General features: G+C 56.1%; 18 protein-coding genes and 1 tRNA gene. 10 read left to right on the plus strand and 9 right to left on the minus strand.

From position 1 onward, the window contains the following. The first annotated feature begins 157 nt into the window (after positions 1 to 157). Positions 158 to 625: a DUF1203 domain-containing protein gene (locus ABWH92_RS10135; protein WP_375567989.1), complete on the plus strand. Its 468-nt coding sequence runs from the start codon at positions 158 to 160 to the stop codon at positions 623 to 625. Here ABWH92_RS10135 and greA read toward each other — a convergent pair. The 3 genes from greA to ABWH92_RS10150 form a co-directional block, all read right to left on the minus strand. Then, complete coding sequence (gene greA / locus ABWH92_RS10140) at positions 612 to 1,085, minus strand: transcription elongation factor GreA (RefSeq protein ID WP_375567991.1); 474 nt, start codon at positions 1,083 to 1,085, stop codon at positions 612 to 614. The genes ABWH92_RS10135 and greA overlap by 14 nt on opposite strands. 88 nt (positions 1,086 to 1,173) lie before the next feature. Then, entirely contained in the window at positions 1,174 to 4,530 is a 3,357-nt protein-coding gene (carB, locus tag ABWH92_RS10145; protein WP_375567993.1) for a carbamoyl-phosphate synthase large subunit, read from the minus strand. Positions 4,531 to 4,757: 227 nt separating this feature from the next. Continuing rightward, the gene (locus ABWH92_RS10150) at positions 4,758 to 5,171 is read right to left on the minus strand and encodes a helix-turn-helix domain-containing protein (RefSeq protein WP_375567995.1); all 414 of its coding nucleotides are present in this window, start codon (positions 5,169 to 5,171) and stop codon (positions 4,758 to 4,760) included. Between the two features lie 475 nt (positions 5,172 to 5,646). On the opposite strand from ABWH92_RS10150, the gene ABWH92_RS10155 reads away from it, so the two are divergent. Further along, on the plus strand, positions 5,647 to 6,588 hold the full coding sequence (locus ABWH92_RS10155; protein ID WP_375567997.1) for a neutral zinc metallopeptidase: 942 nt from the start codon (positions 5,647 to 5,649) through the stop codon (positions 6,586 to 6,588). Positions 6,589 to 6,590: 2 nt separating this feature from the next. Here the strand turns inward: ABWH92_RS10155 and ABWH92_RS10160 are convergent, their stop codons facing one another. Continuing rightward, complete coding sequence (locus ABWH92_RS10160) at positions 6,591 to 7,076, minus strand: hypothetical protein (protein ID WP_375567998.1); 486 nt, start codon at positions 7,074 to 7,076, stop codon at positions 6,591 to 6,593. Between the two features lie 182 nt (positions 7,077 to 7,258). Here ABWH92_RS10160 and ABWH92_RS10165 point away from each other — a divergent pair, with 182 nt between their 5' ends. Together ABWH92_RS10165 and ABWH92_RS10170 are read left to right on the plus strand one after the other, a co-directional pair. Beyond that, positions 7,259 to 8,383, plus strand: coding sequence for an AraC family transcriptional regulator (locus tag ABWH92_RS10165; RefSeq protein WP_375568000.1), 1,125 nt, complete (start codon positions 7,259 to 7,261; stop codon positions 8,381 to 8,383). Between the two features lie 219 nt (positions 8,384 to 8,602). Next, positions 8,603 to 9,058, plus strand: a complete 456-nt coding sequence (locus tag ABWH92_RS10170; protein ID WP_375568002.1) for a MerR family transcriptional regulator — start codon at positions 8,603 to 8,605, stop codon at positions 9,056 to 9,058. Positions 9,059 to 9,083: 25 nt separating this feature from the next. On the opposite strand, the gene carA is transcribed toward ABWH92_RS10170, so the two are convergent. Continuing rightward, the gene (gene carA / locus ABWH92_RS10175; protein WP_375568004.1) at positions 9,084 to 10,286 is read right to left on the minus strand and encodes a glutamine-hydrolyzing carbamoyl-phosphate synthase small subunit; all 1,203 of its coding nucleotides are present in this window, start codon (positions 10,284 to 10,286) and stop codon (positions 9,084 to 9,086) included. 346 nt (positions 10,287 to 10,632) lie between these two features. Between carA and ABWH92_RS10180 the strand changes: the two genes are divergently transcribed. The 4 genes from ABWH92_RS10180 to ABWH92_RS10195 all read left to right on the plus strand — a co-directional run bounded on the left by ABWH92_RS10180 (position 10,633) and on the right by ABWH92_RS10195 (position 15,639). Beyond that, on the plus strand, positions 10,633 to 11,097 hold the full coding sequence (locus ABWH92_RS10180) for a GatB/YqeY domain-containing protein (RefSeq protein WP_375568006.1): 465 nt from the start codon (positions 10,633 to 10,635) through the stop codon (positions 11,095 to 11,097). 33 nt (positions 11,098 to 11,130) lie between these two features. Further along, positions 11,131 to 12,963 (plus strand): DNA primase, encoded by a 1,833-nt coding sequence (gene dnaG, locus ABWH92_RS10185; RefSeq protein WP_375568008.1) that lies wholly within the window; start codon positions 11,131 to 11,133, stop codon positions 12,961 to 12,963. Between the two features lie 381 nt (positions 12,964 to 13,344). Beyond that, positions 13,345 to 15,345, plus strand: coding sequence for an RNA polymerase sigma factor RpoD (gene rpoD / locus ABWH92_RS10190; RefSeq protein WP_375568010.1), 2,001 nt, complete (start codon positions 13,345 to 13,347; stop codon positions 15,343 to 15,345). 9 nt (positions 15,346 to 15,354) lie between these two features. Next, complete coding sequence (locus tag ABWH92_RS10195; RefSeq protein ID WP_375568012.1) at positions 15,355 to 15,639, plus strand: HlyU family transcriptional regulator; 285 nt, start codon at positions 15,355 to 15,357, stop codon at positions 15,637 to 15,639. 88 nt (positions 15,640 to 15,727) lie between these two features. On the opposite strand, the gene ABWH92_RS10200 is transcribed toward ABWH92_RS10195, so the two are convergent. After that, positions 15,728 to 17,506 (minus strand): pilus assembly protein TadG-related protein, encoded by a 1,779-nt coding sequence (locus tag ABWH92_RS10200; protein ID WP_375568014.1) that lies wholly within the window; start codon positions 17,504 to 17,506, stop codon positions 15,728 to 15,730. Positions 17,507 to 17,676: 170 nt separating this feature from the next. After that, positions 17,677 to 18,447, minus strand: coding sequence for an SIMPL domain-containing protein (locus tag ABWH92_RS10205; RefSeq protein ID WP_375568015.1), 771 nt, complete (start codon positions 18,445 to 18,447; stop codon positions 17,677 to 17,679). 141 nt (positions 18,448 to 18,588) lie between these two features. On the opposite strand from ABWH92_RS10205, the gene ABWH92_RS10210 reads away from it, so the two are divergent. Continuing rightward, a tRNA-Ile gene (locus ABWH92_RS10210) sits at positions 18,589 to 18,665 on the plus strand. On the opposite strand, the gene ABWH92_RS10215 is transcribed toward ABWH92_RS10210, so the two are convergent. Both ABWH92_RS10215 and ABWH92_RS10220 read right to left on the minus strand, forming a co-directional pair. After that, entirely contained in the window at positions 18,622 to 20,190 is a 1,569-nt protein-coding gene (locus ABWH92_RS10215) for a recombinase family protein (RefSeq protein WP_375574232.1), read from the minus strand. The genes ABWH92_RS10210 and ABWH92_RS10215 overlap by 44 nt on opposite strands. After that, complete coding sequence (locus ABWH92_RS10220) at positions 20,177 to 20,428, minus strand: hypothetical protein (RefSeq protein WP_375568017.1); 252 nt, start codon at positions 20,426 to 20,428, stop codon at positions 20,177 to 20,179. The genes ABWH92_RS10215 and ABWH92_RS10220 overlap by 14 nt, the downstream gene beginning before the upstream one ends. Before the next feature lie 212 nt (positions 20,429 to 20,640). Between ABWH92_RS10220 and ABWH92_RS10225 the strand changes: the two genes are divergently transcribed. Further along, a complete protein-coding gene (locus ABWH92_RS10225; RefSeq protein WP_375568019.1) occupies positions 20,641 to 21,666 on the plus strand; it encodes a hypothetical protein in 1,026 nt (341 codons plus the stop codon). The last annotated feature ends 17 nt before the right edge of the window (positions 21,667 to 21,683 follow it).

A 21,683-nucleotide genomic window follows, 5' to 3' on the forward strand; every position in this document is an offset into this window, starting at 1 on the left:
CGTAGCTGATCGTCAAAATCCCAAGGTCTCGCTTGCCGCTAGGGGCAGCGTTGCGGCCTCCACGTTGGCGGCGTGTTCCGTGGTCGGGGTCGCAAATCGGGTCGTTTGTCCTGAAGACAAAGGTTAGTCCGGTGAAAAAACTCACTGGAGCTGTACAATGTCCTTTGTCGTTACCGGTCTTGACCCGAAACCCTTTGCCCATCTTTACGGCCTGTCGGATGCTGCTTTGAAAGAGCATGGCGCTTATCGCTACACCGCTGATTCATCGCCTGGCTTTCCTGATCGCGTGGAGATGCGCGATGCGGATATCGGCGAAACACTTCTGTTGTTGAACCATTCGAGCATGGACAAGGACACGCCCTACAAGACCTCGCATGCCATCTTCGTGCGCGAAGGTGCGGACGCCCGTTATCAAGAAGCTGATGTCATCCCGCCGGTCATGCACCGCCGACCGCTTTCGCTGCGGGCGTTCGATAGCGCGGGTATGATGGTGGACGCCGCGCTGGCTGAAGGGGATGCCATAGCCACGACGGTTCAGCGATTGTTGGACAACCCGAGTGTCGACTGCATCCACGCACACTATGCGTTGCGTGGATGCTATGCGGGGTTGATCACCCGTAGCTGATCTTCAAAATCTCAAAGTCGCGCTTGCCACCGGGGGCAGCGACTTCCACGCTGTCGCCGACCTTCTTGTTGATTAGCGCACGGGCGATGGGTGAGGAGAGCGAGATCTTGTTCTGTTTGATGTCCGCCTCAACGTCGCCGACGATGATGTAGGTTTTCTCTTCCTCGGTCTCTTCGTCGACGACCAGCACTTTGGCCGAAAACTTCACCGTGTCACCGGACATTTTGGCCGGATCAATCACGTCAGCACGCGCAATATAGCTTTCCAGCTCGTTGATGCGGCCTTCATTCAGGCTCTGCTGCTCTTTCGCGGCATGATACTCAGCGTTTTCGGACAGATCACCATGGGCGCGCGCTTCGGCAATGGCGTCGATGATCTTTGGACGCTCTTCGGCCTGACGACGCTGAAGCTCCTCTTTAAGAGCTTCGTGGCCTGCAATGGTCATCGGAACCTTTTCCATGGGTCCTATCCTTCAAAACAACTGCGCGCGGCGAGGGGTGCTCGCCACCGCATGAATGTTTGGCTGCTTGGAGATAATAAGCGGCCGCTTATGCCAGCGCTGACATATAATCCTGCAACGGTTTGACCGCAATGTCACCGGACAAAACTGCATCAATGGCTTGAGCAGCTGCGTTGGCCCCGGCAAGCGTAGTGTAATAGGGCACCTTGTTCACAAGCGCGGCCTGTCGCAGAGAGCGAGAGTCTTCAAGCGCTTTCTTGCCTTCGGTGGTGTTGAAGACCAGCTGCACATTGCCATTCTTGATGGCATCGACAATGTGTGGACGTCCTTCAAGCACCTTGTTGACGCGTTGGGTCTCAATGCCCTGGTCAGCCAGGTAGCGCTGCGTGCCGGATGTGGCGAGGATATCAAAGCCAAGGTCGCGCAGCAGTTTGATGGCGTCCAGCGCCTTAGGTTTGTCGGAGTCTCGCAGTGAGACGAACACATTGCCGAGCAATGGCACTTTGGATCCGGCGCCCAGCTGCGATTTGGCAAAGGCGTAGCCAAAGCTTGTGTCGATGCCCATCACCTCGCCCGTGGACCGCATCTCCGGGCCAAGCACCGTATCGACACCAGGGAAGCGGGCAAACGGGAACACCGCTTCTTTCACCGCGATATGCGGCAAGTTGCGCGATTTGGGTGCCCGGCCATAGGCTGTGAGTGTTGGCTCCAGGGCCTCGCCTGCCATTACGCGAGAGGCGATTTTTGCAATCGGCGCACCGACCGTCTTGGCAACGAACGGCACGGTGCGTGAGGCACGCGGGTTCACTTCGAGCACATAGATCACGTCGTCTTTGATCGCGTATTGCACGTTCATCAGGCCGCCGACATTGAGCGCCAAAGCCAGCTTTTTGGTTTGTGTTTCCAGCTCGTCCAGGATTGCATCGGAAAGCGTGTGGGCGGGCAGGGCGCAGGCACTGTCGCCGGAGTGGATGCCCGCTTCCTCAATATGCTCCATGATGCCGCATACGGTCACGGTTTTGCCGTCGCACAGCGCGTCCACGTCCACTTCCACCGCATCGGCAAGATAGCCATCAATGAGAACGGGGCTGTCGCCGGAAACGACGACGGCCTCACGCATGTAGCGGTCAAGGCTTGCATCATCGCGCACAATCTCCATAGCCCGGCCACCGAGGACGTAGGAGGGGCGCACCACCACCGGATAGCCAATCTCATTGGTGATCTGCTTGGCCTCTTCATTGGAGCGGGCAATGCCGTTGCGCGGTTGTTTCAGGCTAAGCTGGGTCAGGAGCTTCTGGAAACGGTCGCGATCTTCGGCCAGATCAATGGCATCGGGCGACGTGCCGAGGATTGGAATGCCAGCCTCTTGAAGTGCGTGGGCAAGTTTCAGCGGTGTCTGGCCGCCAAACTGTACGATCACGCCGTGAAGCGTGCCCTTGCTTTGTTCAAGGGTGAGGATTTCGAGTACATCTTCTGCGGTCAATGGCTCGAAATAGAGCCGGTCTGAGGTGTCGTAGTCGGTAGAGACCGTTTCAGGGTTGCAATTGACCATGATCGCCTCAAAGCCTGCATCTTTCAGCGCAAAAGCGGCATGGCAGCAGCAATAGTCAAATTCGATGCCCTGACCGATCCGGTTGGGTCCACCGCCCAGAATGACCACCTTCTTACGGTCAGACGGCTGCGCTTCATTGGCGGGCGCAACACCAAATGGGTTCTCATAGGTTGAGTACATGTAGGCGGTCGGCGAGGCGAATTCGGCCGCGCATGTGTCGATGCGTTTGAACACCGGATGCACATCTAGCTCTAGCCGGTGAGCTTTCACCTCGGCTTCGCTCTGTCCAGTCAGCGCACCGAGCCGCGCATCGGAAAATCCGTTGGCTTTCAGCTCACGCATCCACTCAGCACTGTTGGGCAGGCCATGGGCTTTCACCCGCGCTTCGAGATCGATGATCTGGCGCATCTGGCCAATGAACCAAGGATCAATTTTGGAGGCGGCGTGCACCTGCTCATCGGTGGCACCGGCGCGCATCACCTGCGCGACCTTCAGCAACCGGTCCGGGGTGGGTGTGGAGATAGCCGCGCGGATGACGTTTTTATCGTCGTCACCGCCAAGGCCTTCGATCTCGATATCATCTAGGCCGGAAAGGCCCGTTTCCAGCCCGCGCAGGGCTTTCTGCAAGCTCTCGGTAAAGGTCCGACCAATCGCCATCACTTCGCCGACGGACTTCATCGACGTGGTTAGAACGGGGTCAGCATCTGGGAACTTCTCAAACGTGAAGCGCGGGATCTTGGTGACGACATAGTCGATGGTTGGTTCAAACGCGGCCGGTGTCGCACCGCCGGTGATGTCATTGTCGAGTTCGTCGAGCGTGTAGCCAACCGCCAGCCGCGCCGCGACCTTGGCAATCGGGAAGCCGGTGGCTTTGGACGCGAGCGCAGAGGAGCGCGACACGCGTGGGTTCATCTCAATCACCACCATGCGCCCATCGGCAGGGTTCACGGCGAACTGCACATTGGAGCCACCGGTTTCCACGCCGATCTCGCGTAGCACCGCCAGCGAAGCGTCTCGCATGATCTGATATTCTTTATCGGTGAGCGTGAGTGCTGGTGCGACGGTGATGGAGTCGCCGGTGTGGACGCCCATCGGGTCGACGTTCTCAATGGAGCAGATGATGATGCAGTTGTCGGCCTTGTCGCGGACAACCTCCATCTCAAACTCTTTCCAGCCGAGCACGGATTCTTCGATCAGCACCTCGTTGGTCGGTGACGCATCGATGCCTCCTTCAACGATTTGCAGAAACTCTTCGCGGTTGTAGGCGATGCCGCCGCCGGTGCCGCCCAGAGTGAAAGAGGGGCGAATAACAGCGGGCAAGCCTACCATATCAAGCAAGTTGAGCGCCTTGGCGAGGCCTTCGGGCGACAGTTCACGAATGGGGTTGCCTGCCCGATCGAGGATTGGGTTGCCATCAGCGTCCAGCTTGTCGCGCAACGAGCCTTTGAGTGTTTCGCCGCGCGCGGTTTCCAGGCCGATCTTCATCATAGCTTTGCGGAACAGCTCGCGGTCTTCGGCCTTGTCGATGGCTTCTGCCGTGGCGCCGATCATCTCCACACCAAATTCTTCCAGAACGCCCATTTTGCGCAAGGAAAGCGCACAGTTCAGCGCTGTCTGACCGCCCATGGTCGGCAGGATCGCATCAGGGCGTTCCTTGGCGATGATCTTGGCCACAACCTCCGGTGTGATCGGCTCCACATAGGTGGCATCGGCCAGGTCGGGGTCGGTCATGATGGTGGCTGGGTTGGAGTTCACCAAAATGATCCGGTAGCCCTCGGCCTTCAGTGCTTTGCAGGCCTGTGTGCCGGAATAGTCAAACTCGCACGCCTGGCCGATGATGATCGGTCCTGCACCGATGATGAGGATGGACTGGATGTCGGTACGTTTTGGCATGGTGGTTCGGTCAGCTCGCAGAGAGGGGAACGTGTGTCAGGTGTGACGCGCATCGCGATCGCTGCGCACGTTTTGGTTTGCGTGCGACCGGCGAGCGCTGAAGCGCATCAAAGGGGCTGAATTGGCTCTATAGAGACCAAGCGTTGCGTTGGGAAGGGAGGCGAAGGGTGGAAGATGTGCGCACTGGCGATTGAAGCGATTTATTGCATCGGTTTTAAGCGCCGACCTCAGTCTCGATCATTTTTGTCGTTCGGTAGGGGCGGGGGTGCCGCTTGGCTGCTTGCTTCGCCCAAGCGAGGTGCGTTCTCGGCATGCAGGGCAAGTGCTGCGGCTTGCTGTTGTGGGCTGAGGCGATGAAACCCCGTGGATACCGGCGCTTCACCCAAGACATTGCGGCCATCATAGTCACCAACACCGGCTTCCAAAGCGTAGCACGCTAAGCGTATCGACTTGGGTATCGAGACATGTTTGCCGCTGCGACTTCCGGTTTCGTAGTACTGAATCATCCGCTTCTTGAGACCTAAAAGATCGGCGGCGTCTTTTTGTTTCAGGCCCAGACGTTTGCGCCACTCACGAAAAGCTTCGGCAGGCATTGGATTGGCGTCGCCATCATCAGGCTTCTTGTTGTGTTTGTCAGGCATTCCTAATCCAAATGAGTCGCAATTTGTGCGCAAAAACGCGCAAAAAGTGCATTTTTCCTCTTGTGGGAGGTGCAATAAGTGCGTATACACTTGTGTAAAGCGTACTCAGTGCGCCGGGTCAAGCTACGGTCTCTGAAACTATGTTTCATGGTTCACGAGGCCCAACGGATAAGAAAGGATGCGCCATGTTGACGGATATGATTGTCCACCGCTCAATGGTTGAACCGCGTCGTCCAGATCTGCATCGCCATGCCACGTTCTCGTGCTCATGGAATGCGATCATGCGTTATGTTGGGATTGACTGGTAACCGTCTGTCTCTGCCGCGCAAGGCAACACTTAAGCGCCGCTTCTAGGGTAACCTAGGGCGGCGTTTTTCGTTGTTGGCGCGGTCACAAGGCACTGCTTTGGCCTTGCTCTTGATCGAAGGGGTTGGCAGTTTGCGGCCAACACTGGTGACAAAGGACTCCCTCAAGCATGCGTTGGCGAAATATGAGACGCAGCACCAAGGTGCGCGATTTACGGCGCGCTTCGCGCTCTCCAAGTGGTATGGGCGGTGCCCGCATGCGCATTCCGTCAGGGCGTCGGGTGCGCATTCCCTCTGGTGGCGGCTCGCGGGCCGGCGGAGGTCTGGGGATTGGTGGCCTTATTGTTGTGGTGATCATCGCTTGGGCTTTGGGCATCAACCCCCTGACTTTGCTCACCGGTGGAACGGGCGGTGGCGGACAGTTTGCGCCGTCGCAACAACAGACCAGTGAGCCGTTCAATCCAGGGCAGGGGGATGAACTGGCCGATTTTGCTTCGCGCGTGCTTGGTGACACCGAAGATGTTTGGGCAGTGAAGTTTGACGAACGGGGCATGCGCTATGAGCCGCCAACCTTGACGTTGTTTTCCGGCCAGGTTCGATCAGCCTGTGGCTTTGCCAGCTCAGCAAGCGGCCCGTTTTACTGCCCGCCTGATCGCGGTGTTTTTCTTGACTTGTCGTTTTTCTCGGAGTTGTCGCGACGCTTTGGTGCGCCGGGTGACTTTGCGCAAGCTTATGTGATCGCTCACGAAGTGGGACACCACATCCAAAATCAGTTGGGCATTTTGGGCCGCTTTAATGAGGCCCGTCGGCGCATGTCAGAGCGGGATGCCAATGCGATGTCGGTGCGGGTTGAACTGCAAGCCGATTGCTTGGCCGGTGTCTGGGGCCATGACGCTGCTGAACGCGGTCTTCTGGAACGTGGTGATCTGGATGAGGCGCTTAACGCCGCCAGCCAGATTGGCGACGACACCATGCAACGCCGCGCGCAGGGCTATGTGGTGCCTGAAAGCTTCTCCCACGGATCAGCCGAACAGCGCATGCGTTGGTTCAGCGTTGGGTTTGAGAGCGGCGATATGGGCCAGTGCGATACGTTCGAGGCACGCCAGCTCTAGCCTCAGGCGGCAACTGCGTCTTTTGCTCTTGGAAGGTGCCACGTCCAAATCCCAGCCAGGCATCGACCGTCGCCGACATCATCGGCAATGGGGGCCAAGACCCGCGTGTAGCTGACCGGTGCGGCGTTGCGCGCCATGCTTGTGCAGCGCCAGCGATGCAGCGTCTGCTCGTCGCAGAGGCGTTGGTACAGTGATGTTAGCGATTGCAGGTGTGCCGGATGGACGAACTCGTCCAGCAATTGCCCAGCTTGGATGTCGCTCGACCATTGACCGTGACCTGGACCGATTTCAAGCACACGAAAGGCAGGTTTGCTTTTCTCCCGCTGTTGAATGTCAGAGCGCCCCAGCATTGCAAAACCTGGGTCGTCAAGCGGCGCCCCACGATCTTTCAAGTCAGTGAGAGTGGGCAAAGCAGTCGCGTCAAAGCACGCGTGCCAGGCTGCCGAAAAAGCATCCAGCGGGTTGGGTGAGGCAACAGGTTGGATCATGTGCAAGCTGTCGTTGTTAACGTTTCGATAGCTATCGCGTCGCATTTGCGAAGACAAGGAGGTGAATGTCGCACATTCCAACAATGGCCAGGCGCTGGGCTTGGGAATTGTCTCTGGATGCCGTATATTTATCTCAGCATAGATTTCTGCTGGGGGCATCAGCGTAATCGCGTGGTTGTTATATGGTTGACGACGTATTCTCGTCGCTTGACGGCAAAACCAAAGACGGCTTGCGCACGTCTGCAGCCGCTTCTCGTCAATCGGCAGATGAAACAGTCAAAACCACGGACGAGGCTGACCGTTTTCTGATCCACGCGCGTGCGCTTGCAAGCTTGGTGGAGTACGGCAAAGCGCAAGGCCTCAGCGATGAGGTGATCGCGCAGGAGATGGCCAGGTTTGGCCTTGATGATGTGCGGATCGATGCCTTTGACAGCTTCATCAGCATGAGCCGCTTTGCCAAACTGATCCGTCAGTTTGGCCGTTTGTTGGACAATGAGGCGATAGGCCTAGATGTTGCCAATCCGCTGCATCTGAGTTCGCTCGGCGTTTTTGGTAACGCAGTTGTCAGCGCTCCCACGCTTGATGTGGCTTTGCAGGTGCTTTGCCGGTACATGCGGCTCTACGCTGATGTTTCTTTTGCTTCGACCACTGTGGGCGACGAGCGGGTGTTCTTTGATTGGGCTTATTCACCGCTCATTGTTGCACGCGATGTGATGTGCGACCGCGGAGCCCGCATGTTTCTGACGCACATGCGAGACCTGTTTGGTGCCAACTGGGTACCGCTTGAAGTGCATCTGCAACGCGCACGACCCAATGATCTGCGCCCATATCGTGAAGCTCTTCGTGCCCAAGTCGTGTTTGATGCGCCTCTGAATCGGATTGTACTGCGGCGGTCGGATTTGGATCTGCCCAACGTGCGCACTGATCACCACGCCCATGAGGTTGCTTTGGCGCTTGCTGATCGGATGATGGCGGAGCGTCGTATCCCTGATGATTTGTCTATCCGTGCCCGTGAAGACATCATGCATCACCTGGTTGATGAAGGCCCTAATATGAATGAAACGGCGCGCCGACTGGGGCTCAGCCCACGAAGTTTGCAACGTCGGCTTGATGATTTGGGAACGACGTATCAAAGGCTGACCGATGAGGCGCGCCAGAGGCTTGCCGAGGAGTTTTTGGTACAGACCAAACTGCCGATGGGCGAGATCGCTTACCGTTTGGGTTTCGCCAACCAGGCCAACCTAACACGGGCGTGCAAGCGCTGGTTTGGTCGTCCGCCAAGGCAGGTTCGCGCCCAAGCGGTATAAGATCGCGAGTACTTATATACTTTGGGTCAATACTTGGCCTGACGCAGGGGACAAGTTTTTGACGTCTTCGGAAAAGCGGCGTTGCAAACGTACCCGTAAGACATCCTTCCGAAAAAAGACCCTTCACGTTGTGAACTCGTGCGCTACATCTTCTGATAGAGATGGGTGAAAGTCCTTCGTTGGGTCGATTGTAATGCTTTGAAACTTGGAGAGTCCGGCATGCGTTGGTTTTCTGACACGTCGTATGTGGTAAGTGCGTCCGCCGAAATGGCGTCTGGGAGTGTTGCAGGCGCTGTTCACCCTGACTCGGTGGATTTGTCTGAACAATCCATCTCGCAGACTGCCGAAGCGTTTGGTGTGACCATGCGAACACTTCGCTTCTACGAGTCAAAAGGCTTGTTAGAGCCACGACGGATTGGCAATCGACGCTTTTACAACGAAGCCTGTCGTGCCCGTTTGCGGCTTGTGCTGAAAGGCAAAGCTATGGGGCTTGGCCTGGACGAGATTGGCGAGTTGGTCGAGTTGGTTGAAAGTGATCTGACCGATGGGGAACGCGCAAAAGCTGTTCGCACCCTGTGTGAGCGCCAGCGTGAGTTGCTGACGGTTCGCCGTGACACAATCAATGAGCAAATCAACGAGACAAGCCGCGTTATCGACGGCCTGACGTCGCTCTAGTCATACCGGCTCGATCCCCGCCCGGTCAGCGGGTCGCCATGTGGTCGATGAACCTGTCAAACAGATAGTGACTGTCACGCGGCCCCGGAGACGCTTCGGGGTGGTGCTGCACCGAGAACACCGGCAGTGTTTTGTGGCGCAAACCACAATTTGATCCGTCAAACAGAGACGTGTGGGTTGCCTCAACCGTGTCCGGCAGGGTGTCGCCATCGACAGCAAAGCCATGGTTCATGGATGTTACTTCCACCTTGCCGGTGGTGTAGTCCATGACCGGGTGGTTGGCCCCATGATGGCCCTGGTGCATTTTCGTGGTCGTTGCCCCAAGAGCCAGTGCCAGAATCTGGTGCCCCAAACAAATGCCGAAGATTGGAATGCCGGTTTCCATGAGCTTCTGGATCGTTTTGACCGCATAGCTGCCAGTAGCAGCTGGATCGCCGGGTCCGTTGGACAAGAAGACGCCATCAGGTTGCAGCGCCAATATGTCGTCAGCGCTGGTGGATGCCGGAACAACAGTGATCTTGCAGCCGCGGTCCGCCAGCAGACGCAGAATGTTGCGTTTGACGCCGAAATCAATGGCCACAACGTGATGCGTGGTGTCGGTGCTTTCGCCAAAGCCTTCAGAAAACACCCAACTGGTTTGGCTCCAATTGGCGTTCTCGTTGGTGGTGACCTCCGGCGCCAAATCCTGGTCGATCAGACCCGGCCAAGCAGCGCTCTCCGCTTTCAAAGATGGAAGATCAAAAACACCGTCCTGTGCGTGTGCCAGGGCAGCATTTGGCATGCCATGTTCGCGAATGTGGGCGGTGAGGGCGCGGGTGTCGATGCCACATAGACCGATGATGCCGCGATCTTTCAGCCATGTGTCCAAGTGCTGAGCAGCCCGCCAATTAGATGGTTGGGTGATGTCGGCCTTAATGATCAGGCCGCGCGCGCCGGTGAAGTTTTCACCTGGCGGTAGCTGTTCTTGATCTTCAGCGTTGGTGCCGACATTGCCAATGTGCGGAAAGGTGAAGGTGATGAATTGGCCAGCGTAGGATGGGTCGGTCAGAATTTCCTGGTAGCCCGTCATCGCCGTGTTGAAGCATACCTCACCGAGCGCTGTGCCAGTTGCGCCGAAGCCAAAACCTTCAAAAACGCTGCCATCGGCCAAAACCAATCGTCCCGTCTTCAAGCGCGGTGCCCAGTCAGCAGGTGTTGGAGAGATCGGTGGCAAAGTCTCTGTGGTCATCGGTCTGTTCTTTGTTGTCGATACGGCACAATTGGGGGCGCATATGAGCCCTACAAGCATGGCTTGCAATTTGCTGGCGAGCCCTTACATCAGCGCGCTCGTTACAATGCAATGCCATTTGGCCAACTCGGCTGGCTAGTGCGTGTGCTACGCGTCTGGCCCGTCTGTGTAAACTGCGTGATCAACCGTCGGTCGACCATGCGTGCGGCCTGTGGAAAAGGAAATGCCGCTTTGCTTCACGCCGCGCCTGCGTTAGGTTTGTTGGTGTGTCAGTTTGTTGCCGATGCGGCGGCGTTGGTTCTCGCTTCGTGAAAGTCCAACGTGTTCAACATCTTATGGGATACCCATGCGCGATACGCTCAATGACAGTTTGAAAGATGCCGTCAAGGCTCAAGACAGCCGTAAGGCTTGCACGCTTCGTTTGATCAATGCGGCCATCAAGGACCGTGACATCGCGATGCGTAGTAATGGCTCGGAGCGCTTGTCAGATGAGGGCATCTTGGACCTGCTGGCCAAAATGGTGAAGCAGCGCGAGGAATCGCATCGGCTTTATGAAGAAGCTGGGCGGCTGGACCTTGCTCAGCAAGAAGCTGACGAAATCGAGATTATCCGCACTTTCATGCCGCGCCAGTTGAGCGAGGATGAGGTGAGCGAAGCTGTTGTGAAAGCCATCGACGAAACGGGCGCCGAAGGCTTGCGCGACATGGGCAAGATCATGAGCACGTTGAAAGCCCAGTTTCCTGGCCAAATCGATGCCTGCAAGGCTTCAAGCGTTGCCAAACAGCATTTGTGTGCCCCTGCCGCGAGTTAACGTGTCGCGTGCGCGGGCAGGGCAGGTGCGTCCATGATCCGCTTTTCTGATAGTTTTCTTTCGACCATTCGTGATCGTATCCCGCTGTCTGATGTTATCGGGCGGCTGGTTTCCTGGGATCGGCGTAAGTCACGTCCGGCCAAAGGGGATCATTGGGCGTGCTGTCCCTTCCATGGCGAGAAAACACCATCCTTTCACGTTGATGATCGAAAAGGCCGCTATCACTGTTTCGGGTGCCAGGCGTCTGGGGATCATTTTCGGTTCCTGATGGAGCTGGAGGGTCTCAGTTTCCCCGAAGCAGTGGAGCGGTTGGCCGGCGAGGCGGGACTCGCGCTGCCTGCACCTGACCCTGAAGCGGCCAGACGCCAGCAGGCCAAGTTGAAACTCAACGATGTGCTTGACCTAGCAGCGACCTATTTCGAGCGCCATTTGCATGCGCCGGAAGGCCAGCAAGCGCTGGCTTATGCACAAAAGAGGGGACTGGACACCGATCTTCAAAAAACCTTCCGGATTGGTTTTGCGCCCGACCGTCGTGACGGTGTCATCAGTTTTTTGAAAAGCCATGACGTGCCGGTTGGTGATATGATTGAGACCGGCTTGGTGATTGCGCCGGAAGATGCTGGGCGCTCGCCCTATGATCGTTTCCGTGGTCGACTGATGGTCGCCATTGAGGACCAACGGGGCAAGGTTGTCGGGTTTGGCGGTCGTGTTCTCGGCGATGGCGAACCGAAATATCTGAACTCGCCGGAGACTGATCTCTTTCGCAAACGCGAGATGCTGTTCAACGCGCAGCGCGCGCGCCAGGCAGCGCACCAGAATGGACGCTTGATCGTGGTGGAAGGGTACATGGACGCTATTGCCCTGCATCGTGCTGGCTTCCAGGAGGTTGTGGCCTCACTCGGCACGGCTATGGGTGAGGAGCAGATCGCGCTGATGTGGCGGTTTACCGATGAGCCGATCATTTGTTTTGACGGTGATGGGGCAGGGGAGCGCGCTGCGCATCGCGCTATTGATCGTGCCTTACCAATGCTCAAGCCGGGCAAGAGCTTGCGCTTTCTGTTTCTGCCCAAAGGTATGGACCCGGACGATTTTGTTGGCCAACGCGGTGCCGATGCGTTTGAAGCCGAGCTTGGAGGGGCCTTGCCGCTGATTGAAGCGCTGTGGGCGCGCGAAACGGCGACGCTTGATGTCTCAACGCCAGAGCGGATGGCTGCGTTCCAAACCGGTCTTTCGCGGCTCGTTGCAGGCATCGAAGATGCCACGGTGCGCCAGCACTATGATCAGGCGCTGAAAGATCGCTTCTATGCCATGCGACGAGCGCTTCGGCAGGCACAAAACCCGCAAGGCTCGCGACCGGCTGGCCGGGATCGCCTCTCAGATGGTTTTGCCGGAGCCAACGCCCGCAGCGCTCCCAAACTGGAAACACCAGAGGCGCAACTGCTTGCCTTGGCTCAGCGCTATCCTGATGAGGCGCAGCGTTTTGCTGATCTTGATGTGTTTCCGCTCTGCCAAGACCAAGCTTTGGCGCGACGTTTGGAGGCCGCCTTGCAAGGAGAGGGTGGAGTCCATGACGAGGTTAGCTTGGAGGCATTGCCGTTTCCCATTCTCAAGCAAGATGTCAGCCCACGCTTCATTGGCATGCTGTTTTCATTTTTGTTCGCAAAAATGGAGCTACGCTGCATTGATGCCGAAGCAGCTTCAACATTGACGCTGGAACCGCAATCTCTGACCGAAGCTGCCATGGAGCGCTTGGTTGCAATACAAAATGAAGCGCGGGCTATGCAGGCGAAGATTGATGAGTTGGAACGCCAGCTTGATGAAGAGGCGAGCGTCATGCGCAGCCTCAAGGTGAAGAGCGCGAGCTAACTGTTCGTCGGTTTTCGCCCAAAAAGCGCGAAAAACCTCCCCTTTGCGCCTATTTTGCATGGTTTTGGTGGTTGCGTCGAAGCGTGAATTGCCTACATAACCTCCGACGCGACAACGCGGGCCGACCAGACGCCATGGCGCCCCATTCTCAGAAACGCGCAACATCCGGCAAACTTGTTTTTACAAGGGCGCCTCTGAACCAGAGCAATTGATCGTTTTTGACGATCAATGCGGCATCGTGCGTCTCCGTGACGTTGGTGATGGTTAAGAGCCGCTTTACGCTGACGCATTACACTGCTTGAGCAGATGTTCATTTTTCCAGGGCGCTTGCCGCGCATCTTGCGCCGCGCTGTACGATCCTGATCAGGAGTTGCCTTTTATATGGCTGCAAAACAGGCTGAAGCCAAAGTTTCGACCGAAGGCGCGGACGCGCCCCTTCTCGATCTCAACGATGCATCCGTCAAAAAGATGATCAAGGCCGCCAAGAAGCGCGGTTTTGTCACCTATGATGAGTTGAATGCGGTGCTGCCGTCAGACCAGGTGGCGTCTGAGCAAATTGAAGACACGATGGCGATGCTCAATGATATGGGCATCAATGTTGTTGAGGCTGAGGAAGCTGAAGAAGCTGCTGAGAGCACATCAACAGCGGTCGCCGAGACCACCACAAAAGCGGTTGCTACCACCACCAAGCGCGAGCCGACCGACCGCACGGATGATCCTGTACGGATGTATCTGCGCGAAATGGGTACGGTGGAATTGCTTTCGCGTGAGGGCGAGATTGCGATCGCCAAGCGTATCGAAGCTGGCCGCGAAGCAATGATCGCCGGTCTTTGTGAGAGCCCACTGACATTCCAAGCGATCATCATTTGGCGTGATGAGCTGAATGAGGAGAAAGTCCTCCTTCGCGACATCATCGATTTGGAAGCGACGTATGCCGACCCTGAAGGCAAAGGCATTCAGCCGCCTCCACCAACAAACCCGACGCACAATCGTCCGGGTGGGCCAAACGCGCCGGCACCAAGTTCGTCAGCACCAACGGCAGCCAATGATGATGCGCCTGATGGTGAGAACAGCGACAATCCAGATGAGGACGATGAGGATGATGAGGATGATATCAATCTCTCACTCTCGGCGATGGAAGCAGAACTGAAGCCGAAGGTCGTCGGCGTTTTCGATGAGATTGCCAACAACTACACCAAGCTCTCCAAGCTCCAGGATGTAAACCTCGACGGCAAAGCAGGCTCGTCTTTGACGCCGAGCCAAGAGCGTCGTCTGGAAGGCTTAAAAAACGATACCATCAAAGCGGTGAAGAGCTTGCAGCTCAACAACAACCGTATTGAAGCGCTGGTCGAGCAACTCTACGCGATCAACCGCAACTTGGTGTCGATGGAAAGCCGTCTGCTGCGTCTTGCCGAAAGCTATGGCGTTGACCGGACAGAGTTCTTGAAGACGCATCAGGGATCAGAACTTGATCCAAACTGGGTGCGCCGTGTTGCCAATTTGGCAGGACGTGGTTGGAAGCCGTTTATCGCCGAAGAAAAAGAAGCGGTGAAAGAACTGCGCGGTGATATTCGTGAGTTGGCCACACAGGCAGGTCTCGATGTGCCGGAGTTTCGCCGCATCGTGAACAAGGTGCAGAAGGGTGAGCGCGAGGCCGCCATCGCTAAGAAGGAGATGGTGGAAGCCAATCTGCGCTTGGTGATTTCGATTGCGAAGAAGTATACCAATCGCGGTTTGCAGTTCCTCGATCTTATCCAGGAAGGCAATATCGGCCTGATGAAGGCGGTCGATAAGTTTGAGTATCGGCGTGGTTACAAGTTCTCCACTTATGCCACTTGGTGGATCCGTCAGGCGATCACCCGTTCTATCGCCGATCAGGCGCGCACCATTCGTATTCCGGTGCACATGATCGAAACGATCAATAAGATCGTGCGGACCTCCCGCCAGATGCTGCATGAGATTGGCCGTGAGCCGACACCTGAAGAGCTATCTGAAAAACTGGCCATGCCACTGGAGAAAGTGCGCAAGGTTCTGAAAATCGCCAAGGAGCCGATCTCTCTGGAGACGCCTGTTGGCGATGAAGAGGACAGCCATCTGGGTGATTTCATCGAGGATAAGAATGCTGTTCTGCCGATTGATGCGGCCATCCAGTCGAACTTGCGCGAGACCACAACGCGCGTGCTGGCATCGCTCACACCGCGCGAAGAGCGCGTGCTGCGTATGCGCTTTGGCATTGGCATGAACACCGACCACACGCTGGAAGAGGTCGGCCAGCAATTCTCGGTGACCCGCGAACGTATTCGCCAGATTGAGGCCAAAGCGTTGCGTAAACTGAAGCACCCAAGCCGCTCGCGCAAACTGCGTTCGTTCTTGGACAGCTAGAGGCCTGCCATGTCGTTTTTCAAAAAGCTTTTTGGCGGCGGTGAAGGCTCAGGCGGTGGCGCAAAGGCCACGTCGCGTGAGACCTACAAGGACTTCATCATCGAAGCGTCACCTATGGCCGAAGGTGGCCAGTACCGGCTGCGTGCTTTCATTGTGGAGAGCGAGGCCGAGGATGCTCGGCGTGCAACGGTGATCCGTGCTGACCTTTTTGCCTCAGCCGACCAAGCTTCTGAGTTTGCTGTGATGAAGGCCAAGCAAGTGATCGACGAGCAAGGCGCCGCTGTTTTCAACTGATCGGGGCCTATCCAACTTCATGAAAAAGGCTCGCCAAGCTGATAACCTTGGCGAGCCTTTTTCGTTTTTCGTTGTCGGTTCGTGGGTGCTACCGCGTGAGGCGTAGCTCACCGACGGAGTCGGCAATCTCGTTGAAAGCGCCTACCAACTCAGACGACGAGTTGACATGATACGCCATGCTGGTCTCCGAGGCACATGTATCCCACATGGCACGCGAGGAGGAATCCAAGCCGAACGTCACAGTGTAGACGATGATGCCTGCTGCCTTAGCGTTTGCGCAGGCGGCCAGTGTGCGCGTGTCGATGTATTGACGTGCGCCGTTGACCGATTGAGACGGAAAGCGACCGGTGGCCAGATGGCCGTAAGCGGAGTAGTGCGAACCCAAAGCACTGTTGCTGGAGCTAACAAGTTCGTTGCGACCATCCGTCATCACCACCATGACTTTGGTGACCTCATCATAGGGCTCACCTTCTGTGAAGGGATGTCCGGGTGAAAGTGTGCGCCACCCCCAAACAACGCCTTGAGCGGTTACCGTACCGCCGCCACGCCAATAGGTCATGTCGTCGATGCGATCTTGCAGCATCGTGAAGTTGTCGGTCAGCGGTACAATGGGATCGCCGCAGTTTTGCGCGGGACCGCGGGTTGTGTTGGGAATTTCATCCACACTGTGCCCGTCCGAGCTGGCATATTTGTATACGCTGTAATGTTGACCATTTTGATGGAAGCTGGCCCCTGATGGCTCGCGATCAGAAAGCCAATTGTTGGTGCTGCTCCACCCGGAGTCATCGATCCAAAAGCCTGGTACCCAAAGCGTGTCGGCGTTGTTGTCGTCTGGTGGTGTGTCGTCCACGTCAAAGGGCTCAGGGCGTGCTTCAACGCAGCCTTTCCACGCGACGTCTTCCATCTGTTGGTAAAGCTGCCAATGGCTGATTTGCGTGGGATTATAGATGCAACCGCCTTGAACCACGTACTCGTAGGGCGTCACGGTCTGTGCAAGCGCTACACTCACGCCAACCAGTTCACGCAACACATCGCCGTAAGCGTCCAAGAAGCTTAGAGAGGCAAAACCCGGCACGGCCAAACGATCAGATGACGCGTCCGAACTTGCAAACTGGACATCTGAGCCTGCTGGTGCGTCTACGCCGCTGATACGTGGAACGCAGCTTCCACCGGATTGGCGTGCGATAACCTGACCTTCGATCAGCTGTGCATGGTGTTGCGACAAGCCGTCACGATCAAGATACTGCTCCATCGATGCGCCATTGCCGATGTTAACCTGTGCGGTGTAGGGGACGAGCGCTATTTTGACATTGTCGGACTCGCCATCCTCAGTGACGACGTCGACAAAGTCTGACGCTGCTTCGCGGAGGCTCGCAATGCGGCCGGAGGATCGCATTGATCCGGTGTTGTCCAAAACCAGCGCTACTTCGAGTGAGCGAAAGTCAACGCCCACAGCGGCGTTCGCACCAACCGTGATCGATTCAATACCCATAATGTCGAGTATGGTGGTGCCGACTTGCATTGATGCGTCTATGTCCATCAGAGTTTCGTCGTCAGGAGAACGCCGAATGTTCAGCGTGAGGGAATTGGCGCCATGCGCTCCACTGATCATGGCTTCGATTTGCGTGCGAATGGCCGCCTCAAGTTGGGCGTCGCTTAGCTGGCGTTCGTGAGCAGCGGTTAGGATCGCCCCGTCGAGCGCATCTTGAAGTTGGCTTTTGACGTTGGCAGCGCGGCTATAATCCAAGCTTGCGCCCACCATCCCCATGATGGGAATTGCCGCGATGCCAAAAATGATGGCAACGACACCGCGTTGATCACAAACAAAGCTTTTGAAATGGCTGGTCCACTTGGGAAGGATGGACATAGTTCGACTCCGCACTCAAATCCGAACCTAACGTAGTCGGAAGAGGTAAACAGAGACGGTGGTGCCGGCGGGCAAATTGTTTGACTTGCTTAAGGTTCTGCTAACGACAACTTTTGCTAACAGCACTGGTCGATAGCAAACTGTTGCGACCAGCGCTGTACCAGCGATTTTCAGTTTGAGCCGTTGTCGATCGCCCATGTGATGCTGACGGTTGTTCTGAGCTCTTGTTCGCCCGTAGCAACTGGGATTGCATCTGCTGATTCCATGGCCATCGCCATGCGCGCCATTTGTGGCTGTGGCGGTTGTTGGCGTGCTTGGTTTTGACTGATGGAGATAACACGGCCCAGCGACACGCCTGCGGCCTCTGTCAGCATTTCAGCTTGTGCCATCGCATCGGCGACCGCGGCTTGGCGCGCCTCTGCGAAGAGGGCATCTGGCTCATCAACGGCAAAAGAAAGACCACCCATCTGGTTCACGCCAGCCGTGATTAGGGCATCTAGCGCTTCGCCAATGATGGTTAGATCACGCACGCGAACGGTCAATTGGTTGGACACGGTGTAGCCGTCGATGCGTGGTGGCCGACGTTCTCCATTGGAGCTATCGAAATAGGTGTAGCGCGGTTCAACCGTCAGTCGGCTGGTTTGCATGTCGCGCTCTTCGACACCCATTGCCTGCAAAGCGGCAAATGTGTCGGCCATGATTTTGGTGTTGGCATCAAGCGCCTCACGGGCAGTGCGTGCCTCGGTGACCGCGCCAGCATTGACAACAGCAATGTCGGGCTCAGCGTTCAGCGTGCCATGGCCGGTAACTGTTATCGTGGCCTCGGCGAGCGGCTCAAATGGCATTTCTTCAGCGACCGCGGTTTTGGCAACGGCACCAAGGGTTAGGACGAACGCAATGAATGAGAAAGCAAGCAACAGGCGGGAAGATGCAAATGACATCGGTGGTCCAAGGTTGTTGGGTGGAATGACGAGCTTGGCTTAGGGCGCTTGGAATGCGGCGCCAATGAGGCCGTGCTTGCCCACTTTGGATTGACCTTTGGGCTGGGCGCGGTATGCAGGTCGCACGGCTGACACGCTACAGGGCCTGTAGCTCAATTGGTTAGAGCCGGCGGCTCATAACCGCTTGGTTGGGGGTTCGAGTCCCTCCAGGCCCACCATCTCCAAATTCCGGGCCGGAATCGTCTCTAAGAGCTTGAACGGTAAGGACAATTTGGGGTTCAAAAAGCCGTTCTCCCTGTGATAGGCAACACGTCCTGCAAAGGCCAGTTTCAGTACCGTCCGCTGCAGGAGCAGATTGCCAGAATCCCAAAGTTTCCAAGGGTTTGAGAGGAATTCGCAGGCGAGTTCAAACAACTCTCGGAAGCTCCCTCTTGGCTGCTCGATCCTGGTGATCTCCGCAGCAATGCCGCGCCTATCCTCTTCCAGGGCTGAAATACGCTGCTCATAGGCGTCGATGACGGAGTCGTTCTCTGACTTTGTGATCCGGTCCAGCAGCGATTGAATCTGCTTGTCCTTCTCTCTCATCGATGCTCGCAACCGATCCCGAATAACTTGCTGGTGCGAGAGGCGTCCCTCCCAGCCATCCTTAAATAGCTCAAAGGCCAAAGCGAACAGCTTTGGTGCAGGATTGAGTGACAGCAGAAGCGCCTCAAACTCGCCTTCGAGCTTATCCTTGCGAATGGATTTGGCGTAGCTGACGCAGTTCTTGTTGTGGCAGCGGTAGTAGGGGTGACGTTTCCCGGTTTTGCTCTGTGAATAGCAGGAGGTGAGGGCGCTACCGCAATCACCACATTCAACATGCCCGCGCAGGGGGAAGTCTTTGCTGATGTTTTTGCGAGCAGGCGCATGACCACCGGTCGCCAACCGTTCTTTATTGCGTTGGAATGTCTTCCAATCGATCAGGGGTTCATGCTGGCCCTCCCGCAAGGGAATGTCCCAGCTGGGCATGTGAACATAGCCAGCGTAGATGGGCTGGGTGAGAATCCGGGTGACGCGATAGGCGTAAACCTCTCCTCGCGGTGATTTCGGGAAGAGGGGGTTGGTTTCCAACTCTCGCTTAACCTCTGCCTGAGTTTGCAGCGAGCCATTTGCAAAGCGATTGAGAACGTCGGCGATAAAGGTTGCCAGCGGTTCATCACGAACCATCACCTTCCCGCCTTGGCTGGACCGAATAAACTTGTAGCCAGCGGGCGCGTGAAAGGTCCAATGGCCCTGCTCAAGCCGGGCGGTCATCTTCTGAACGACCTGCCGCTGGTTTTGCTTACGCTCCAGCTCACCCTGGGCCACGATCATCGTCAGGATGAAAATGCCCTCTGGCGAGTTATCGATTTTAAAATTCAGGCACTCGAGGACAACGCCTCGATCACCCAACTCGCGGAAGAGCTTGAGAAAGAACTCCGTGTCCCGCGCGAACCTCTTGGTGTCATCGAAACACAGAATGTATCGCTTTTTCGGATGCGCATCGATGTAATCGAGCATCTCCATAACGCCCGAACGGTTCTTATAATTGCCGCCACCAGTGAAGACATCGGAGAAGGTAGCGGCGACTATGCCACCTTTCTGCTCAACATATTTCTGGCAGCGGTGTTTTTGGCTTTCCAGCCCGTCACCATCGGTCGCCTGTTTGATGTCTGAGACGCGGGCATAGATGAGATATTGTGCTGGTTCATTACTTAGCTTCATCACTGCCTCCTGCGTCTATCTCACGGGAGACTAGCTGAACTGGGTCCATCCCGAATGCTAAATCGACAAACGATTGGGTAATGCACCAAAGCGACTCCAGGAACTCGTCCTCCTGCTCTTTGGTCATATCAAACTCGGCGAGATGCTCCCGATACTCATCGGGGTCGAAGCTCGTGCTGGGCAGCGGCGTAGCCGCATCTGGGTGTGGTTCGGGCGGGTAATGTTCATCAGCCATCATATTTCTCCTTTATTGCGTGTTGTGTGACTCCTCTTTGAAAAAGAACAATTAGTGAACATTACACTATATTGTTCGAAAGATGCAAAGACTTTTTCCAAGAAAATCTTCGTATTTCCGTAAGCGAGAGCCGCCCTAATTGTACCCGTGACGAAAAGTGTAGTCCTCGGGATTCTTGCGTCAGGCGGTTGGGATTTTCTTGGGAGTTGGCACTGATGTTTGACTGGCGAGACGCCACCCTCGAACAGTGCAAGCTGTTCTACGAGCCAATCAAAAGGCATGTTGGCTACTACGGCCTCGATTGGAAACCTTTTCTCGACGGCATCTATGAAGAAATGTCTGGTGCGAGTAGTGCCACGCGCCCAAGAGCCTATGACTTAGATATGGAAGGGCTTTCGAGAGGCAAGCTGGACCGTGTTAAACTGAACCTGATTTGGAGATGGTTAGAAAAACGTGATCCAGCCGTTGCCAGGCGCATTCTGGACGAAGTGCGTGGAATTGAGCCTAAACGTCACGGACGCAAAACTGACCAATCCCAGCACTCGATGGCTAGTGGTCCGCAACGTGTCGCTACGCCGAAGCTAGCAAACAAGAGTCTCGACCCCAATCGATGGCTGAAGTTCTTGTATCTCAGAGGCACCAATTCTGGTGTCGATATTGAGGTCGTCCCGCCGCCGCCCGACCGCTCCTCGCCTCGACGCCCACGCCCCGAGCGCGCACCCGACGAACCAGATAAAGGAGCCAATCGTCCTTCGTTCCCGTTATCAAAAGAGGCCGAGGACTTCATAAAGGCCGCTAAGTCGGCCCCTCGCACTGAGTCCGTTCAGTTAGTTCCGCGGAACCCATTATCCAAAACGCTTGTGCAGCAGCATCAATGGTTCCGCTTCAAGTTCGAAGCGATGCTTTCTGGACCAGTTTTGGCTATCCAGAAAAGCAGGGGGCCCGCTTGGATGCTAATGCCCATTAATGGGTTCGACCCCTACATTCCATCGGATGAAGCTTTTAGGTTCCTGCCATTGCAGAAAACTGATGAGCCCGTATTTCTCTCGGAAGAGTACGAGGACGGGCGACATGACTTCGCTTTCATTTTTGCGCCTATCCAAATCGTTTTGCCGCTGGTTCAGTCAGTGGACTCACACCACAGTGTTGACCTGCAAGCCTTCGATGATCTCGTCGATTACTTGGAGGTCACTGACGTAGAGTGGAGTATCCTAACGCTAAGCGTGATGTTCAGGCCCTAATCTCACAATTTGTATGA

The sequence above is a fragment of the Ahrensia marina genome, assembly GCF_042140245.1.
In the GTDB taxonomy this organism is placed as follows: domain Bacteria; phylum Pseudomonadota; class Alphaproteobacteria; order Rhizobiales; family MH13; genus MH13.

What these genes read in the sequence shown, in the direction of transcription:
- ABWH92_RS10135 (WP_375567989.1), top strand. Translation starts at nt 158, where the DNA reads ATGTCCTTTGTCGTTACCGGTCTTGACCCGAAACCCTTTGCCCATCTT.
- ABWH92_RS10180 (WP_375568006.1), top strand. Translation starts at nt 10,633, where the DNA reads ATGCGCGATACGCTCAATGACAGTTTGAAAGATGCCGTCAAGGCTCAA.
- ABWH92_RS10220 (WP_375568017.1), bottom strand. Translation starts at nt 20,428, where the DNA reads ATGATGGCTGATGAACATTACCCGCCCGAACCACACCCAGATGCGGCT.
- ABWH92_RS10160 (WP_375567998.1), bottom strand. Translation starts at nt 7,076, where the DNA reads ATGATCCAACCTGTTGCCTCACCCAACCCGCTGGATGCTTTTTCGGCA.
- ABWH92_RS10150 (WP_375567995.1), bottom strand. Translation starts at nt 5,171, where the DNA reads ATGCCTGACAAACACAACAAGAAGCCTGATGATGGCGACGCCAATCCA.
- ABWH92_RS10165 (WP_375568000.1), top strand. Translation starts at nt 7,259, where the DNA reads ATGGTTGACGACGTATTCTCGTCGCTTGACGGCAAAACCAAAGACGGC.
- ABWH92_RS10195 (WP_375568012.1), top strand. Translation starts at nt 15,355, where the DNA reads ATGTCGTTTTTCAAAAAGCTTTTTGGCGGCGGTGAAGGCTCAGGCGGT.
- ABWH92_RS10205 (WP_375568015.1), bottom strand. Translation starts at nt 18,447, where the DNA reads ATGTCATTTGCATCTTCCCGCCTGTTGCTTGCTTTCTCATTCATTGCG.
- ABWH92_RS10215 (WP_375574232.1), bottom strand. Translation starts at nt 20,190, where the DNA reads ATGAAGCTAAGTAATGAACCAGCACAATATCTCATCTATGCCCGCGTC.
- ABWH92_RS10200 (WP_375568014.1), bottom strand. Translation starts at nt 17,506, where the DNA reads ATGTCCATCCTTCCCAAGTGGACCAGCCATTTCAAAAGCTTTGTTTGT.
- dnaG (WP_375568008.1), top strand. Translation starts at nt 11,131, where the DNA reads ATGATCCGCTTTTCTGATAGTTTTCTTTCGACCATTCGTGATCGTATC.
- carB (WP_375567993.1), bottom strand. Translation starts at nt 4,530, where the DNA reads ATGCCAAAACGTACCGACATCCAGTCCATCCTCATCATCGGTGCAGGA.
- ABWH92_RS10155 (WP_375567997.1), top strand. Translation starts at nt 5,647, where the DNA reads ATGCGTTGGCGAAATATGAGACGCAGCACCAAGGTGCGCGATTTACGG.
- ABWH92_RS10170 (WP_375568002.1), top strand. Translation starts at nt 8,603, where the DNA reads ATGCGTTGGTTTTCTGACACGTCGTATGTGGTAAGTGCGTCCGCCGAA.
- greA (WP_375567991.1), bottom strand. Translation starts at nt 1,085, where the DNA reads ATGGAAAAGGTTCCGATGACCATTGCAGGCCACGAAGCTCTTAAAGAG.
- carA (WP_375568004.1), bottom strand. Translation starts at nt 10,286, where the DNA reads ATGACCACAGAGACTTTGCCACCGATCTCTCCAACACCTGCTGACTGG.
- ABWH92_RS10225 (WP_375568019.1), top strand. Translation starts at nt 20,641, where the DNA reads ATGTTTGACTGGCGAGACGCCACCCTCGAACAGTGCAAGCTGTTCTAC.
- rpoD (WP_375568010.1), top strand. Translation starts at nt 13,345, where the DNA reads ATGGCTGCAAAACAGGCTGAAGCCAAAGTTTCGACCGAAGGCGCGGAC.